Raw genomic sequence first — 16,245 nt, 5'->3', positions numbered from 1 at the left:
ATGTTTGGTTACTTGCTAATAAGGGGTGTAACGACTGTGGCGATTGGGTCTAGCAAAACCTACTAAGGTTAACTTAGTTTGCTCAGCTATTTTTACCGCAAAAGCCGTGGGGGCAGAAACTGACACTAAAGCCCCTATACCTACACTTGCTACCTTTTGCACCATTTCGTAACTGGCTCGACTGGATACCACTACAAACCCTTGATTTAAATCTATTTGTTGCGAATCGATTTTCTTAGAATGTAAATGCCCTATAAGTTTGTCTAATGCGTTATGCCTGCCAACATCTTCTTTAACACATTGAATATTCCCCGCTAAATCGCACCAAGCCGCACCATGACAGGCCCCGGTTAATTTTTGTAAGGGTTGAAAGTCATTCAATTGAGTTAAAGCTAGCTGAATTGCTTCATCGCTCAAGGTTTTAAATTCAGTTAAAGCAGGTATTGGGCGAATAGCTTGCTGTAAAGACTCTGCACCACATAAACCACAACCAGTTCTGCCGGTTAGGTTGCGCCTGGTTTGTTTTAACTCAGCAAAACGTCTGGCGGTCAAAGTTAATAACACTTCTATGCCTTGGGGTTGCTCAACTATTTCAATATCGATTATTTCAGACTGAACTTGAATAATGCCTTCGGTCAAACTAAAACCCACGGCAAAATCTTGCAGGTCTAGTGGCGTAATCATCATCACCACATGAGAAATACCGTTGTAAACAAGCGCCACGGCTACTTCGTCAAGCAGATGATCTTCAATATTTTCTATCGAATTATCAGTCCATTTCTTTACTGAGCAACTAACACTCGCCGTTTGACTAATTGCCATTTAATTCTCAGGCTCTTTTGTTGTTTCTCTTCCTTGTTTCAGAAAACCTTGTTGTTTTTTATTGAAATCAGCAAAGTCTTGTTGCCACTGAGACGGTTGACTGACTTTTTCTAGCTGTACTGCCGTGACTTTGTATTCAGGGCAGTTAGTGGCCCAATCAGAATTATCCGTGGTGATCACATTGGCGCCACTGTCAGGATGATGGAAAGTGGTATACACCACACCCGGCTGCATTCTGTCATTTATACAAGCCCGCAATACAGTTTGCCCTGCTCGGCTAGTCACACCTAACCAATCCCCATTTTGAATGCCGCGCAGTTCCGCATCACTCGGATGAATTTCCAACTGATCTTCATCATGCCAAACCTGATTATCAGTTCTACGGGTTTGAGCACCCACGTTGTATTGAGACAAAATACGTCCAGTGGTTAACAATAACGGGAAACGCCTGTTGGTTTTTTCTTCTGACGCCAAATAATGAGTAATCGCAAAGTTGCCTTTGCCGATTGGAAAGTCAACTTCATGCATAGTTGGCGTACCATCTGGGTGCTGATCATTGCAAGGCCATTGAATACTGCCTTGTTGTTCGAGTTTATCGTAACTCACACCTGTAAATGACGGTGTTAGGCTAGCAATTTCGTCCATAATTTCAGAAGGGTGCTTGTAATCCATGGGATACCCCAAAGCGTTAGCTAGATCTACTGTGACTTGCCAATCCTCTTTGCCGCCTAGTGGTGCCATGACTTTACGCACTCGATTGATCCTACGTTCGGCGTTGGTAAAGGTGCCATTTTTTTCTAAAAAGGTAGAGCCCGGTAATAACACATGAGCAAATTTAGCCGTCTCGTTCAAAAAGATATCTTGTACAATAATACAGTCCATTGACTTCAGGGCTTTTTCAACATGCTGGGTATTAGGATCAGATTGGGCAATGTCTTCACCTTGTATATACATGGCTTTAAAAGTTCCCGCTATGGCTGCATCAAACATATTCGGAATACGTAAACCCGGTTCGTTATCAAGCTTAACACCCCAATTTTTTTCAAAGTTCCCTCTAGCCACATCATCAGCGACATGTTGATAGCCGGGCAATTCATGAGGAAACGAACCCATGTCACAAGAGCCTTGCACATTATTTTGGCCGCGAAGGGGGTTCACCCCCACACCTTCTCGACCGATGTTTCCGGTAGCTAATGCTAGGTTGGCAATACCCATAACCATAGTTGAACCCTGGCTGTGTTCGGTTACACCTAAACCGTAATAAATCGCGCCATTACCTGCTTTGGCATACATGCGAGCCGCTTGACGAATGTTTTCCGCTGGCACACCTGTAATGTTCTGCATGGTCTCGGGAGAGTTTTCATCTTGTAAAATAAACTCTCGCCATTGATTAAAGGCTTGGTTGTCACATCTGGCATCGATAAAGCTTTGATCCTGTAAACCTTCTTGCATAACGGTATGAGCAAGTGCATTGACTAAAGCGACATTGGTACCGGGTTTAAGCGGTAAATGTAAGGAATCATTTAGGTGAGGAGTGTTAAGCAAATCAATTTTACGGGGATCAGCCACTATCAATTCAGCCCCTTGCCGTAGGCGCTTTCTTAACATGGAACCAAATACTGGGTGAGCATCGGTTGGGTTCGCGCCTATCACCAATACACAATCAGCTTTTTCAACTGAGTCGAATGTTTGAGTACCAGCAGATTCACCTAAGGTAGTTTTTAATCCATACCCAGTTGGGCTATGGCAAACTCGAGCACAGGTATCGGTATTGTTGTTACCAAATGCCGCCCTAATCAATTTTTGTACTAGGTAAGTTTCTTCATTGGTACACCGAGAAGACGTAATGCCGCCAATACTTTGTTTGCCGTATTTTTCTTGGGTATCACGTAATCGTTTCGCCGCAAAATCGATGGCTTCTTGCCAACTCACTTTTCGCCACGCTTGGTCAATACTGTCACGGATCATAGGTTCGGTAATACGATCTTTATGAGTGGCATAACCAAAAGCAAAACGGCCTTTAACACAAGAATGGCCTTGGTTCGCCTGACCACCTTTATAAGGCACCATACGTACCACTTGGTCACCTTTCATCTCAGCTTTAAACGAACAACCCACACCACAATAAGCACATGTTGTCACTACGCTGTGTTCAGGTTGGCCCATTTGTTCGACATTTTTTTCTACTAAGGTAGAAGTTGGGCAAGCTTGTACACAAGCACCACAAGACACACAGTCTGATTCTAAAAATGATCCACCTTGACCTGCCGCAATTTTTGAATCAAATCCTCTGCCTTCTACTGTTAAGGCATAAGTGCCTTGTACTTCTTCACATGCTCGAACACAACGTGAACAGACAATACATTTACTTGAATCAAAGGTGAAATACGGGTTACTGGTATCTTTTTCGGCTGTTAAATGATTTTCACCTTCAAATCCGTAACGTACTTCACGTAAACCGACTTCCCCTGCCACATCTTGCAATTCACAGTCGCCATTGGCCGGGCAGGTTAAACAATCTAATGGATGATCTGAAATATACAGTTCCATAATATTGCGACGCAATTTTGCCAAGGCTTCTGTTTGTGTGGTGACTTGCATGTCGGCAGCTACTGGGGTTGTGCATGAAGCAGGGTAACCTCTGCGACCTTCTATTTGCACAGTACACATGCGGCATGAACCAAACGCTTCTAGATTATCTGATGCACATAACTTGGGAATATTGATGCCGGCCACACTAGCTGCACGTAATACAGATGTACCTTCTGGCACCGAAACTTGATAGCCATCAATATTCAAGCTAATCATCAAATCTGATTGAGCTTCAGGTGTACCGTAATCTTTGTCAAAGTCGATACTTTTAGGATCGAATATTTCTACCATTATTGCGCTCCCGCTGTTTCTTTAGCTGCAGTATCATTCTCAATGAAATACTTAAATGCGCTTTGTACAGGAAAGGGGGTCATGCCACCCATGGCACACAAAGAGCCGTGTATCATGGTTTCGCATAAATCTTCTAATAATTCAGTATTTTGTTCAGGGTTAATACCTGCTCGAATTTTGTCTATTACTTCTACTCCACGAACCGAACCAATACGACAAGGTGTACATTTACCGCAAGACTCAGCCACACAGAACTCCATGGAGAATCGTGCTTGTTCGAGCATATCGACAGTGTCATCAAACACTACAATACTGCCGTGGCCTAATACCGCTTTAATTGCTGAAAATGATTCGTAATCGAGTGGTGTATTCCATTGTTCTTTAGGCAAATAAGCGCCTAAAGGGCCGCCAACTTGAATGGCGTGCATAGGTTTTCCAGTAAAAGTGCCACCAGCAAAGTCGTCTAACAGTTGTTGCAAGCTAGTGCCAAAAGCTAGCTCGACTAAACCACCTTGATTGAGGTTCCCGGCTAATTGGAAAGGTAAGGTGCCTTTTGAACGGCCCATACCATAATCAGCATAAGCTGCAGCGCCTTTATCCAAAATATAAGGAATAGCCGCTAGTGATAAAACATTATTAATCACTGTAGGTTTGCCAAATAACCCCTCTATTGCGGGAAGTGGTGGTTTAGCTCTGACTAATCCGCGTTTGCCTTCAAGGCTTTCAAGTAATGAAGTTTCTTCGCCGCATATATAAGCACCTGCGCCTAGACGAACTTCTAAATTGAAGCTTTTGCCACTGCCCTGAATATTTTGACCTAAGTAGTTGTTGGCATAGGCTTTTTCGATAGCTTCATTAAGTATTTGGTGGGCAACAGGGTATTCAGAACGTAAATAGATATACCCTTGGTCGGCACCTACGGCTAATCCCGCAATCACCATGCCTTCGATCAGCATGAAAGGGTCAGCTTCCATTACCAGCCGGTCAGCAAAAGATCCAGAATCCCCTTCATCAGCATTACACACTATGTATTTTTGATCGGCGGGGCAATCGAGTACTGTTTGCCATTTAATTCCGGTTGGAAACGCCGCGCCACCTCGACCTCGCAAACCTGAATCACTAACAGCTGTGACAATTTCTTGTGATGTATTTTGTAATGCTTGTTTTAAACCTTTAAAACCGTCATGGGTTATATAATCAGTTAAATTGACGGGATCGGTGATACCCGCACGGGCAAAGGTCAACCTTTGTTGTTTGGCTAGATAAGGTATGTCTTCAGATAAACCTAAACATGAAGTATGACTTTGTTCACCTAAGTAAAATTCTTGTTCAAACAAACTTTCAACTTGTTCTAGAGTGATATTTCCATACGCCACTCGCCCTTTGTCGGTAGCGACTTCAACCAAAGGCTCTAACCAAAACATGCCCCGAGAACCATTACGAATGATCTTGATATCAATGTTTCGTTGGTTTGCTTCTTTTTCGATAAGCAGCGCTAACTTATCTGCACCATTGGCTAGAGCAGAGGTATCTCGTGGAATATAAATGTCGTAAGCCATTAGGCTAACTCCACAACAAAGGTATTTTTTTGTTCTTTAATCACATCAAATTTTTCTGAGGTGACTCCAGCAATGATGTCGTCATCCACACGAATATTTGGGCCATTGGTACAGTTACCTAGACAATAAACTGGCTCTAATGTGAAAGTGTTATCTGCGGTTGTTGCATGGTAGTCCACCTTTAATGAATCTTTAACATGAGCTTCTAACTGTCGTGAACCTCGAGCTTGGCAAGCTTCAGCTCGGCAAATTTGTAAAATATGTTTACCTGGCGGGCTGGTACGAAAATGATGATAAAAGCTAACTACCCCATGAATTTCAGCACTAGTTTGTTGCAAAGCTTTAGCAATCATAGGGATACTATCCTTGGGGATATACCCAAGTATATTCTGAATTTTATGCAATATAGGCAGGAGCGCACCCGGTTGACCTTTTAACTCATCAATAGCATTTTGGGCTATTTGAGGATCCCAGTTTGATGACTGATTCATTTTCATTTGTCCGTTCGTAAGCTAAACCAGTGTAAATATATGTAAAATATTACATATATTTACACTGGTTTTTTGATTGCCAGCTAAGATAACATGGCTAATACAGATGCCAAATATGAAACAAAATGCATATTAATAAAATAAAAATACAACCGAGTTGGATATTTTTAGATGAGCAAGGAAACACCTTACCGGCCACCTTGTTCGATTTATTAAGCCAAATTAAACACAACAGTAAACTCACTAAAGCGGCAGAGAATGTTGGCATGTCATATCGAGGTGCATGGAATTTAATCAACAAGTCGACTGAAATATTTGGCTTGCCATTAGTCGAATTACATAGAGGTCGTGGTGCCAAATTGACACCTTTAGGCGAAAAATTGCTTTGGTCAAAACACCGAGTTGCAGCTCGACTTGGGCCTCAATTAGACAATTTAACCTCAGAATTAAATATCGAGGTCCAACAAATTTTGGCAGACGTGACACCTTCCGTTCGGATCCACGCCAGTCATGGTTATGCCGTTGCATTATTGCCTGACGCAGCTAAAGAGTTTCAATTAGATTTACAATATAAAAGCATCGAAGAATCTTTAGCCGCTTTGCAAAGAGGTGATTGCGAATTAGCTGGTTTTGACGTGCCGATTCAGTATGTCAGTACAAATATGGTGAGTATATTTCGACGTTATCTTGATCCTGTTGAACATGTGATTATAAGTTTTGTGCTGCGCCAACAAGGGTTAATGGTGCAACAGGCCAATCCTAAAAACATTCAGCAAGTGACAGATTTAATTCGTTCAGATGTAAAATTTATTAATCGACAAAAAGACTCAGGCACTCGAGCTTTGTTAGATGAGCTATTAACGGCAGACAAGATTGATCCAAATCAAATTAAAGGATTTGCTGATGAGGAATACACCCACTCAGCAGTGGCAGCTTTTATTGCCGCAGGTATGGCAGATGTAGGATTGGGTATTGAAGCCGCGGCAAGTCATTTTGGTTTGCATTTTATTCCTGTTGCCACTGAACAATATTTGTTCGTGTGCAAAAAACAAAGCTTAAACCTAAAAGCGGTAGCACAATTATTACAGCTTATTAAAAGCCCTGCTTTTATTCAGGATATTTCAGCTTTATCTGGTTACACCCCTGAGTCTAGCGGCCAGATTAAACAGTTATCTGAGGTATTTAGCTGGTTTTAAGCAAACAAATAAGCAAGAGTAGACAAAACAGACTGGATTATTTACGCCAAATTTGGCAGTCTATACAGCACTTGAAATAAGTAAGCTATTTGAGATTTTTATTAATTTAAAGTTAATTAATTGATGCTCTTGAGTACAACTGTCTTTATACTAGGCAGATTCGTTTTAACCTAATTGGCGATTTTTAAGAATGAAAAGAAAAAAGCACGGCTCTGCTGACGACGAAGCAGCAATTGATATGACCCCCATGTTGGACATAGTGTTCATCATGCTTATATTCTTTATTGTGACAACCTCATTTGTTAAAGAAAAAGGTCTTGAAGTTAATCGTCCTAAAGATTCAAACACTCCACCACCTCCTACTAACGTGAAGTCGTTAGCAATACGTGTTAACGAAGATGGCACTATTGTAGTAAATGGTCGTGAAGTAGATATTCGCCGCGTAGAAGCTAACATTCAAAGCTTCTTGGCTGAAAACGCTCAAGACTCTGCGGCGGTACAAGCCCATCCAAAAGCGAAACACGGTGACGTAACTGAAGTTATCAACGAAGTGAAAAAAGCGGGTATTGCAAACGTATCTGTATTAGTTGGTAAGTAAACGGGTAAATAAAATAACTGCTAACTAAAGTTATTTAGTACTAAAAATAAAAAACGCCGCATTCTTTGGAATACGGCGTTTTTGTTTGTGTCGATTTTTACGAATTTAAAAAGAAAGATTACTCAATATCTAATGGCTCAGGAGACAAAATAATACCCGTGCTATCTGCATATAAATGGTCTTCAGGCAAAAAGGTCACACCACCAAAATTTACCGCAACGTCAAGCTCACCTATTTCTTGATCATCAGCACTGACGGGAATCGAAGCAATAGCATGAATGCCTATATTTATGTCTTCTAAATCGTCGACCTCTCGAACACTACCGTAAACCACTATACCTTCCCAACCATTATCAAAAGCAAGTTGAGCTGCATTGGAATCAATTAACGCACAGCGCATAGAACCACCACCATCAATCAACAAAACCTTACCTAAACCCGGTTGCTCTAAAGTTTTTAAAACTAAACCTTTGTCTTCAAAACACTTAATAGTAGTAATTTCTCCACCATAAGAAGGGCGGCCACCAAAACTAACAAACATGGGCTCAACCACGTCAACACTGTCAGCAAAAATATCGCAAAGAGTAGAAGTATTGTAATCCATGAACTTTCCTTAAAAGAATTTAACCTTGAGTTTAGAAGGCAATTGTATGCCTATTTAATCTGAGTTCGAGAGGCTCGGCTTATCCAGAACTCAGGTTATTAAGCTCAGTGTAAACCTATTTTAATTAAAGATCAGGTGGATTATTTTATAGGTAAATTAACATACCCGTTTGTCACAAAGCTTTAGTAAAAGCGTCATATGTGATTCATATACCGAATCTACTATTTGAATGGCAATGCTAAGTGGAGTGAAAACGATGAGAACCTTGGCACAAAGTGATAAAGCTATTTTTTATTGGGTTTTTAATTTGATGGCAGAACGAGATTGTCGTTGGATAAAACTAATATCGAAAACCGGTGACGGCCAACTCTACTTATTAATTGGAGGCTTGTTATGGTGGCTAGAACCGCAACATGGCGCATTATTTTTATATGCTGGCTTATTAGCCTATGCCTTTGAAATACCGATTTATTTGATACTTAAAAGATCTTTAAAGCGGCAGCGTCCATGTGACTGTCTCACAAATTTAAATGCTCATATTGTGCCGTCAGACAAATTTAGCTTACCGTCAGGCCATACAGCTGCTGCTTTTTTAATGGCTTCACTAATTAGCCATTTTTATCCGGCACTTTCAATATTTGCTTATTTTTGGGCAACTTGTGTGGGCTGTTCTAGAGTGCTTCTGGGAGTGCATTATCCTGGAGATATTATTGCCGGCGCTGCTTTAGGGTTGGGCATTTCTACTTTGAATTTATCTATATTTTAAGGCTTACCTAGGTTTTAAGTTTTACCTATATTTTGAGGGATGCACGTGAAAATTCTTTTTGGAGTACAAGGCACAGGAAACGGCCATATCACCCGAGCTAGAATAATGGCCCAAGCTTTTGCTAAACGACCTGAGGTTGAAGTAGATTTTTTGTTTTCTGGAAGAGAACAGGCAAGCTATTTTGATATGCAAGAGTTTGGAAACTATCAAACTTTTCGCGGCCTGAGTTTTGCCACGAAAAATGGTAAAATCGATTACTGGCAGACTTTCAAAGCATTAAAGTTTGCTCGTTTTATCCAAGATGTAAAGTCATTAAATTTGCAAGACTACGATTTACTAATTAATGATTTTGAGCCGATTTCAGCCTGGGCTGCAAAACGTCAAAAAGTACCTTCTATTTCCCTAAGCCACCAGGCCGCTTTTTCTCATCCCATTCCAATCAAAGGAATTGGCCCACTGGATAAACTACTCACCCGTTATTTTGCGCCTACCGATGTAAGGTTAGGGATCCACTGGTATCACTTTGGATTTCCAATATTGCCCCCATTCATAGATGGTAATGAACCTCGAAAAATTTCAGATAAAAGTATTTTGGTATATTTGCCTTTTGAAGAAACAAAAGACATACAAAAAACCCTTAGCACCTTTGCGGAACAGGATTTTATTTGCTTTCATCCCAATATCAAAGACGCACACATTATAGAAAATGTAATTTGGCATCCCACAGCTAAAGCCCCCTTCAAAGCAGCATTAGCCAGATGCCAAGGTGTGATTGCTAATGCTGGATTTGAAATGGCTAGTGAGTGTTTGCACTACAACAAACGTATGTTATTAAAACCTTTAGAAGGGCAGTTTGAACAGTTGACGAATGCTTTTACTTTGTCAGATTTAGGACTTTGCCAATTAATGCGTACTCTAGATTTGGAAGCGATTGAACAATGGTTGCAATCCGAACCTTGTGTTTCGGTGCAGTTTCCGTCTAATCCAAATATTTTGATTGATTGGATACTAAAGAAACAATGGACAGATACTAAAAGTTTGTGCGCTTCTTTATGGCGAGATGTAAAATTTCCTCCGTCAGTGCAACAATCATTAAGCCAACTTAGTTATTAACTGAATACAATTGGCATTTGTTATTTCATATTGCATAAAATAAGGTGCTGTCAGCTCTGCAATGCTTTGCATTTGGCCAAGGTAATGACATGATTAGCCTATATTAATTTAGGCTATTGTTGTTATGCGTGATTCATTCAAATCTCAAACACTTACTCTAGTGTTGCTAAGTCTTGTTTTACTGTGTTCTTGTGGGCAAAAACGGGCTTTATATTTATCTGAAGAACCTACAACTAATCAGCCTAACAAAGACACTAAAGAATCAACCGAATCAGAGGGGAAAAACTGATATGGACTATTTTGCTTATAAAAATGAACAGCTATTTGCTGAAAATGTCGCCCTTGAAGATATCGCCAAGAAATTCGGTACGCCTTGTTACGTATACTCTAAATCAACAATTGAACGTCACTGGCACGCCTTTAATAACGCTGCAGGCAATCAGCCACATCTTATTTGTTACGCAGTCAAAGCCAACTCGAACTTAGCGGTATTAAACGTGATGGCAAAGTTAGGGTCAGGGTTTGATATTGTGTCAGGCGGTGAGTTGTCTCGTGTACTTAAAGCAGGTGGAGATCCTAGTAAAGTAGTATTTTCTGGTGTGGGTAAAACTCCAGAAGAAATCGCTTTCGGTTTAGAGCAAGGCATAAAATGTTTTAATGTTGAATCTCGTAGTGAATTAGCTAGGATAAACCAAGTAGCTGAAAGCTTAGGTAAAAAAGCACCTATTTCAATTCGTGTTAATCCGGATGTAGATGCAAAAACCCACCCTTATATTTCCACAGGTTTAAAAGACAATAAGTTTGGTGTTGAACGTGAGCAAGCGATAGAAATATATCAATATGCCAGTAGCCTACCGTTTTTGAATGTAGTAGGCATTGATTGCCATATTGGCTCGCAACTTACTGATATCGCGCCATTTGTGGATGCGTTAGATATTTTGTTAGCCTTAATTGACGAACTTGCTGAACATGGCATTCAAATTAAACATTTAGATGTAGGTGGCGGTTTAGGTGTGACATATGATGATGAAGAGCCTCCACATCCAGATCAGTACACTCAAGCCATAGCTCAACGACTAGCTGGTCGTGAAGAATTAATGCTCATCTTTGAACCTGGCCGGGCAATCATGGCTAATGCCGGAGTGTTATTAACCAAAGTTGAATTTTTAAAGCAAGGCGCTGAAAAGAATTTCGCCATCATTGATGCTGCAATGAATGACTTACTTCGCCCAGCTTTATATTCAGCATGGCAAAATATCATTCCACTAAATGCTGCATTGCCTAGAGAAAAAGCAATTTATGATGTGGTTGGCCCAATTTGCGAGACGGGTGACTTTTTAGGAAAAAACAGAGAATTGGCTATTGCTCCAGAAGATTATCTAGCTGTACGTAGTGCAGGAGCATATGGTTTTGCTATGGCATCGAATTATAATAGCCGTTGCCGAGCAGCAGAAATATTAGTTGATGATGAAGCAGTACACTTAGTTAGAAAACGTGAAACAGTTGAGCAGTTGTTTGAGAACGAGTTTATTCCAAGATAATTTACACAAAACTTACAATTAATTGTTAACTAAATGCATTGGCCGCTATTTTTATAGCGGCTTTTTATTTACAATTACTTTATATATTTTGTTGGGGATTTAAATATGAAAAAGTTAACAAGTTCACTGATTGCCTTACTATTACCTTTTAGTGTCATTGCCGCAGACAATCAAGCAACACAAAACAGCACTAAAGTATTTCCATTTTTTATGCCTGACAAAAAACCTGATATGCCGCTAAGTGCATCAGTCACCCGTAACTATGATAATTTTTTAGCAAACCGCCAAGAAAACAACGAACTCTATACTCAATTTAAATATACAAAGTTGAAAGGTTTTGATTACAACGACGATGACGGCACCATATCTCGCCGAGATCCTTCCAAAATTATTTTTGAGAATGGCAAATATTATGTTTGGTATACCTACCGTAATACTCCTACACCACCTAAAGGTGCGGATTTAAGCAGTGACACTATTCCTTCTGCTGATTGGGATTTAGCTGAAATTTGGTATGCCACTTCAGATGATGGTTTTACTTGGCAAGAACAAGGTGTAGCCGTACCTAGACCGCCCAAACCTAATGTAGGATGGCGCTCAGTTTCTACCACTGACATATTAAAGTGGAAAGGTAAGTACTATCTTTATTATCAAGGTTTTATGCAAGCTAGTGGAAAACGAGGTGATGATTGCCCGGTAGCAGTTTCTTATTCAGATTCGCCTGATGGCCCTTGGACACCTCTTAACAAAATTGTGATCCCAAATGGTGGTGAGGGGGAGTGGGACCAATATTCCATACATGACCCTTATCCATTAGTACATAATGGAAAAATTTATCTTTACTACAAATCAGACTTTGCTAAGCAAGATAAACGCAGAGGCCTAGTTAGAATGCATGGCTTAGCGATAGCAGATAATCCTCTAGGACCATTCAAGAAACATCCGCTAAATCCAGTATTAGCAGCCGGCCATGAAACCACTTTATTCCCATTTAAAAAAGGTGTGGCTGCATTTGCTATACGAGATGGTAATGAGCGCAATACCATTCAATACGCTGAAGATTGGGTGAATTTTGAAATTGCTTCAATTGTTGAAATGATGCCAGTTGCAGCAGGCCCATATGTTCCCGATGCATTCACAGATACTAAAGACGGTAGAGGCATTACTTGGGGGTTATCACATTTTACTGGGGTCAATGGTTGGGATAAAAACCACTCGAATTTAGTCCGATTTGATGTTGACCTAAGTCGTGATGTAGACGACAGACAAATGAAACGCCACAGTATTAAATTTAGCCCAGAGCAGCATTATCAATTCGGCTTATCTAAACAACAAAAAGCTAGGGCGCTAGCTGAAACCGAAAAATTAAAATCAAAGTAGGATAGTTATCGAGTAAATGCTGTTTGGTAATATAAAGACATAGTCAGTCTTTGCCTGAAATGATATAACTAGAAACAGAATATCTAATCTGAGAGAAATCGTAGGTTAGACAATAATTTTAGTTAAGTAGTGACAATGCAAATCCAGTTTTCAAAGATGCAGGGTCTGGGCAATGATTTTGTGGTTATTGATAACGTAACCCAAAATGTGTTTTTTTCTAAAGAGAAAATTCGCCAATTATCAGACAGAAATTTCGGTATAGGATTCGATCAACTATTGTTGGTTGAACCGCCGTACGACCCCGATCAAGACTTTCATTATCGAATCTTCAATGCAGATGGCTCAGAAGTATCCCAGTGTGGAAATGGTGCTAGGTGCTTTGCCCGATTTGTAAAAATGAAAGGCTTAACCAACCGTAATAAAATTGTGGTCAGCACAAAAGCTGGCCGCATGGTGTTGTATTTAGAAAAAGACGGTCAAGTTACTGTCAATATGGGGGTGCCACAATTTGCCCCCAATTTAGTGCCGTTAAAAGCCAATAAACAAGAAAAAACCTATATCATAAGAGCAGAAGATCACACCTTCTTCTGTGGTGCAGTGTCTATGGGTAATCCCCACTGTGTTTTATTAGTAGACAATGTAGAACAAGCTGACGTTGAAACTATGGGGCCACTATTAGAACGCCACGAGCGTTTTACAGAAGGTGTCAACGTAGGTTTTATGCAAATACTTAATCCTAGCCATATAAAACTTAGAGTGTATGAGCGAGGCGCAGGAGAAACCTTAGCTTGTGGTAGTGGCGCATGTGCAGCAGTTGCGGTTGGACAGTTACAAAATAAATTAAGTCGCGATGTCAGGGTCGATTTACCAGGCGGAAGTTTAAAAATACGTTGGCAAGGCAAGGAAAATGTATTAAAAATGACTGGTGCCGCAGAACATATTTTTGATGGATACATAAACTTATGAGTAAAGGGTTAAAATAATAATAATATGGAAATAAACACTGCTTTTGATACTGAAGAACAGCTTAGTGCTGAACAAGTCGTCACTTACTTGCTACAGAACCCAGATTTTTTTATTCAAAACCCAAGTTTAGTAGACAAAATTGCCATTCCTCACGGGCAAAAAGGCAGTGTTTCTTTAGTCGAATTACAAAGCGAGCAGTTACGGAAAAAGGTTCGCACCCTTAATCATAAATTAAGTCAGCTAATTTCAATTGCTAAACAAAATGAGCAAATCTATCGAATATACGCTGATTTAAATATTCGTATTTTAAAATGCACTTCCATGGAAGATTTAACCCTAATTCTTGAAGAAGTGATCCAAGAAAACCTTAAATTAGCAGCTGTGACTTTAGTGCCCTTTAAAGGAGCTCATGCACTACCTGAAATTCAAAAAAGGTTATTTATCGAAAAACGATTTAAACGAGACAAGTTCTTTTTTGGCCGTTTAAGCGAACATGAACGCAAACTACTTTTTTCTGACCAAGATGTAAAATCCGTGGCATTATTATTAATCGGTGACTTAGGTGAGCTTGGAATACTGGCTGTGGGCAGCACAGATGCCAGCCACTTTAATCCGGACATGGACACCTTGTTAATTTCTCAGCTACAACAATTCTTAGGTATATTATTACCTAAATTACTCACTTATTAAAAACCTAATCGAGATTAGATTAGGACACTTAACCCACGCTAAGCATTAAGTTAATCGAACTGATTTTTTGTTTGTAGCATACCTTTTGACCTTGATACAGAATCATGATCTTTTATAAAAAACTTAAACCAATTAAAGCCATCACTTTTGATTTAGACGACACCCTGTACGAAAACACTAGCGTAATAAAAAAAGCAAATGCCGCACTAATTGAATTTATGTATGCAAATTTTCCAGAAACAACAAAACTAGAACAAGATTATTGGAAAAAGCTACAAACAATAATTGTTAAACAATCGCCTATTTTAAAAAATGATATGGGTAAATTACGACTTCAAACTTTACTCTTAGGGTTTGAAAACTTAGGTTACTCCCAGTCTAAAGCTCAAAATTCAGCTCAAGAGTGTTTTACTTTCTTTTATTCTCAACGTAGTAATTTTGTAGTCAGAGATGAAGTTCATCATGTATTAGCCCAACTATCGAAACACATTCCTTTGGTGGCTATCACTAATGGTAATGTGGACTTGGAACCAATTGGTATCCAAGAGTATTTTTCTCAGGCTTTTAGAGCCAGTGTGGACTTATTAATGAAACCCAATCCCGACATGTTTATTGCAGCCCAAGAATACTTAAAACTCCCTGCAAGCAACATTTTACATGTAGGGGATAATTTACATAAAGATGTTTATGGAGCAATTAAAGCAGGCTATCAATCGGCTTGGTATGCCGATGATAGAGCCATGGTTTTGCAGAATGAAAGCACTATTAGTTTACCCAATGTGCAATTGGCCAAACTTGAGGAATTATTAGGCTTAGTCTTCTAAAAAGTTTTGCTGCATGGTTTCGCAAGGGCTTTGACAACGAGGTTTACCGACAATTTTGGCAGGTACACCGACTACGGTAACATGAGGTGGCACATCATTTAGCACGACACTACCCGCGCCAATTTTAGCTCCCTCACCTATTTCAATATTACCTAAAATTTTAGCTCCCGCTCCTATCATCACACCTTCCCGAACTTTAGGGTGACGATCACCTGCTTCATTACCTGTACCACCTAGAGTCACCGACTGCATAATAGATACATTATTTTCAATTACCGCGGTTTCTCCTACCACTATGCCTGTGGCATGATCAAACATCACACCTTGTCCAATATGGGCTGCAGGGTGAATATCTAGGGAAAATACTTCAGAATTGCGGCTTTGTAGAAATAGCGCTAAATCTTTGCGACCTAACTTCCATAACTGATTAGCTAACCTGTGTACTTGAATGGACTGAAAACCCTTAAAATTAAGCAAAACAGTTAAGTTTGAATGTACCGCAGGATCTCGATTGAATACAGCTTGAATATCAAACATAGCCGCTTCAGAGATTTCAGGGTGCAACAAATAACATTGCTCAAACATCTCTTTGATAGTTAGTGAACCCATTACTTCATCGGCAAGTTTATTGGATAAAATAAAACCTAAGGCCGTTTCGAAATTATGATGGGCCAATATACAAGTGTGGACATAACTTGAAAGTAAAGGCTCACTTTTAATCAGCTGCTCTGCTTCGGATTTTAGTTTTTTCCAAAATTCAATACTCATATCAGGCCATTCTATAGAGTTAATATCATGTGTGCTTAGTGTAT

At 39.9% G+C, this 16,245-nt stretch carries 16 protein-coding genes; 10 read left to right on the top strand and 6 right to left on the bottom strand.

Going from position 1 to position 16,245, the window contains the following annotated elements; translation table 11 throughout:
* Positions 1-15: 15 nt before the first annotated feature.
* From fdhD to L0668_RS04200, 4 genes are read right to left on the bottom strand one after another with little or no spacing between them, the layout of a single operon-like run.
* Positions 16-822: a formate dehydrogenase accessory sulfurtransferase FdhD gene (gene fdhD / locus L0668_RS04215; protein ID WP_235310830.1), complete on the bottom strand. Its 807-nt coding sequence runs from the start codon at positions 820-822 to the stop codon at positions 16-18.
* Positions 823-3,705: a formate dehydrogenase subunit alpha gene (gene fdhF, locus L0668_RS04210; RefSeq protein WP_235310829.1), complete on the bottom strand. Its 2,883-nt coding sequence runs from the start codon at positions 3,703-3,705 to the stop codon at positions 823-825.
* Positions 3,705-5,264, bottom strand: a complete 1,560-nt coding sequence (locus L0668_RS04205; protein WP_235310828.1) for a formate dehydrogenase beta subunit — start codon at positions 5,262-5,264, stop codon at positions 3,705-3,707. The genes fdhF and L0668_RS04205 overlap by 1 nt, the downstream gene beginning before the upstream one ends.
* Positions 5,264-5,755, bottom strand: a complete 492-nt coding sequence (locus L0668_RS04200; RefSeq protein ID WP_235310827.1) for a formate dehydrogenase subunit gamma — start codon at positions 5,753-5,755, stop codon at positions 5,264-5,266. The genes L0668_RS04205 and L0668_RS04200 overlap by 1 nt, the downstream gene beginning before the upstream one ends.
* Positions 5,756-5,880: 125 nt before the next feature.
* Between L0668_RS04200 and L0668_RS04195 the strand changes: the two genes are divergently transcribed.
* Both L0668_RS04195 and L0668_RS04190 read left to right on the top strand, forming a co-directional pair.
* Complete coding sequence (locus tag L0668_RS04195; RefSeq protein WP_235310826.1) at positions 5,881-6,951, top strand: substrate-binding domain-containing protein; 1,071 nt, start codon at positions 5,881-5,883, stop codon at positions 6,949-6,951.
* Between the two features lie 190 nt (positions 6,952-7,141).
* Positions 7,142-7,549, top strand: coding sequence for an ExbD/TolR family protein (locus L0668_RS04190; protein ID WP_235310825.1), 408 nt, complete (start codon positions 7,142-7,144; stop codon positions 7,547-7,549).
* Positions 7,550-7,667: 118 nt separating this feature from the next.
* On the opposite strand, the gene rraA is transcribed toward L0668_RS04190, so the two are convergent.
* Positions 7,668-8,153, bottom strand: a complete 486-nt coding sequence (gene rraA, locus L0668_RS04185) for a ribonuclease E activity regulator RraA (RefSeq protein ID WP_235310824.1) — start codon at positions 8,151-8,153, stop codon at positions 7,668-7,670.
* Positions 8,154-8,409: 256 nt separating this feature from the next.
* Between rraA and L0668_RS04180 the strand changes: the two genes are divergently transcribed.
* The 8 genes from L0668_RS04180 to L0668_RS04145 all read left to right on the top strand — a co-directional run bounded on the left by L0668_RS04180 (position 8,410) and on the right by L0668_RS04145 (position 15,433).
* Positions 8,410-8,919 carry a phosphatase PAP2 family protein gene (locus L0668_RS04180; protein WP_235310823.1) on the top strand — a complete coding sequence of 170 codons (510 nt, stop codon included), beginning with the start codon at positions 8,410-8,412 and terminating at the stop codon, positions 8,917-8,919.
* A gap of 45 nt (positions 8,920-8,964) precedes the next feature.
* Positions 8,965-10,032, top strand: coding sequence for an MJ1255/VC2487 family glycosyltransferase (locus tag L0668_RS04175; RefSeq protein WP_235310822.1), 1,068 nt, complete (start codon positions 8,965-8,967; stop codon positions 10,030-10,032).
* A 124-nt stretch (positions 10,033-10,156) separates the two neighbouring features.
* Complete coding sequence (locus L0668_RS04170; RefSeq protein ID WP_235310821.1) at positions 10,157-10,321, top strand: hypothetical protein; 165 nt, start codon at positions 10,157-10,159, stop codon at positions 10,319-10,321.
* Between the two features lies 1 nt (position 10,322).
* Entirely contained in the window at positions 10,323-11,573 is a 1,251-nt protein-coding gene (lysA, locus tag L0668_RS04165; RefSeq protein ID WP_235310820.1) for a diaminopimelate decarboxylase, read from the top strand.
* A 105-nt stretch (positions 11,574-11,678) separates the two neighbouring features.
* Complete coding sequence (locus tag L0668_RS04160) at positions 11,679-12,953, top strand: glycoside hydrolase family 117 protein (RefSeq protein WP_235310819.1); 1,275 nt, start codon at positions 11,679-11,681, stop codon at positions 12,951-12,953.
* A gap of 135 nt (positions 12,954-13,088) precedes the next feature.
* Positions 13,089-13,919 (top strand): diaminopimelate epimerase, encoded by an 831-nt coding sequence (gene dapF, locus L0668_RS04155; RefSeq protein ID WP_235310818.1) that lies wholly within the window; start codon positions 13,089-13,091, stop codon positions 13,917-13,919.
* A gap of 24 nt (positions 13,920-13,943) precedes the next feature.
* Positions 13,944-14,609: a DUF484 family protein gene (locus L0668_RS04150; protein ID WP_235310817.1), complete on the top strand. Its 666-nt coding sequence runs from the start codon at positions 13,944-13,946 to the stop codon at positions 14,607-14,609.
* A 104-nt stretch (positions 14,610-14,713) separates the two neighbouring features.
* Positions 14,714-15,433, top strand: a complete 720-nt coding sequence (locus L0668_RS04145; protein WP_235310816.1) for an HAD-IA family hydrolase — start codon at positions 14,714-14,716, stop codon at positions 15,431-15,433.
* On the opposite strand, the gene cysE is transcribed toward L0668_RS04145, so the two are convergent.
* Positions 15,422-16,201, bottom strand: a complete 780-nt coding sequence (gene cysE, locus L0668_RS04140; protein ID WP_235310815.1) for a serine O-acetyltransferase — start codon at positions 16,199-16,201, stop codon at positions 15,422-15,424. The two genes, L0668_RS04145 and cysE, sit on opposite strands and share 12 nt — an antisense overlap.
* Positions 16,202-16,245: the final 44 nt, after the last annotated feature.

The sequence above is a fragment of the Paraglaciecola algarum genome, from assembly GCF_021532655.1.
GTDB lineage: Bacteria > Pseudomonadota > Gammaproteobacteria > Enterobacterales > Alteromonadaceae > Paraglaciecola > Paraglaciecola algarum.
Note: the sequence above shows the minus strand (reverse complement) of the source record. Positions and strands in the feature narration are given on the sequence as shown.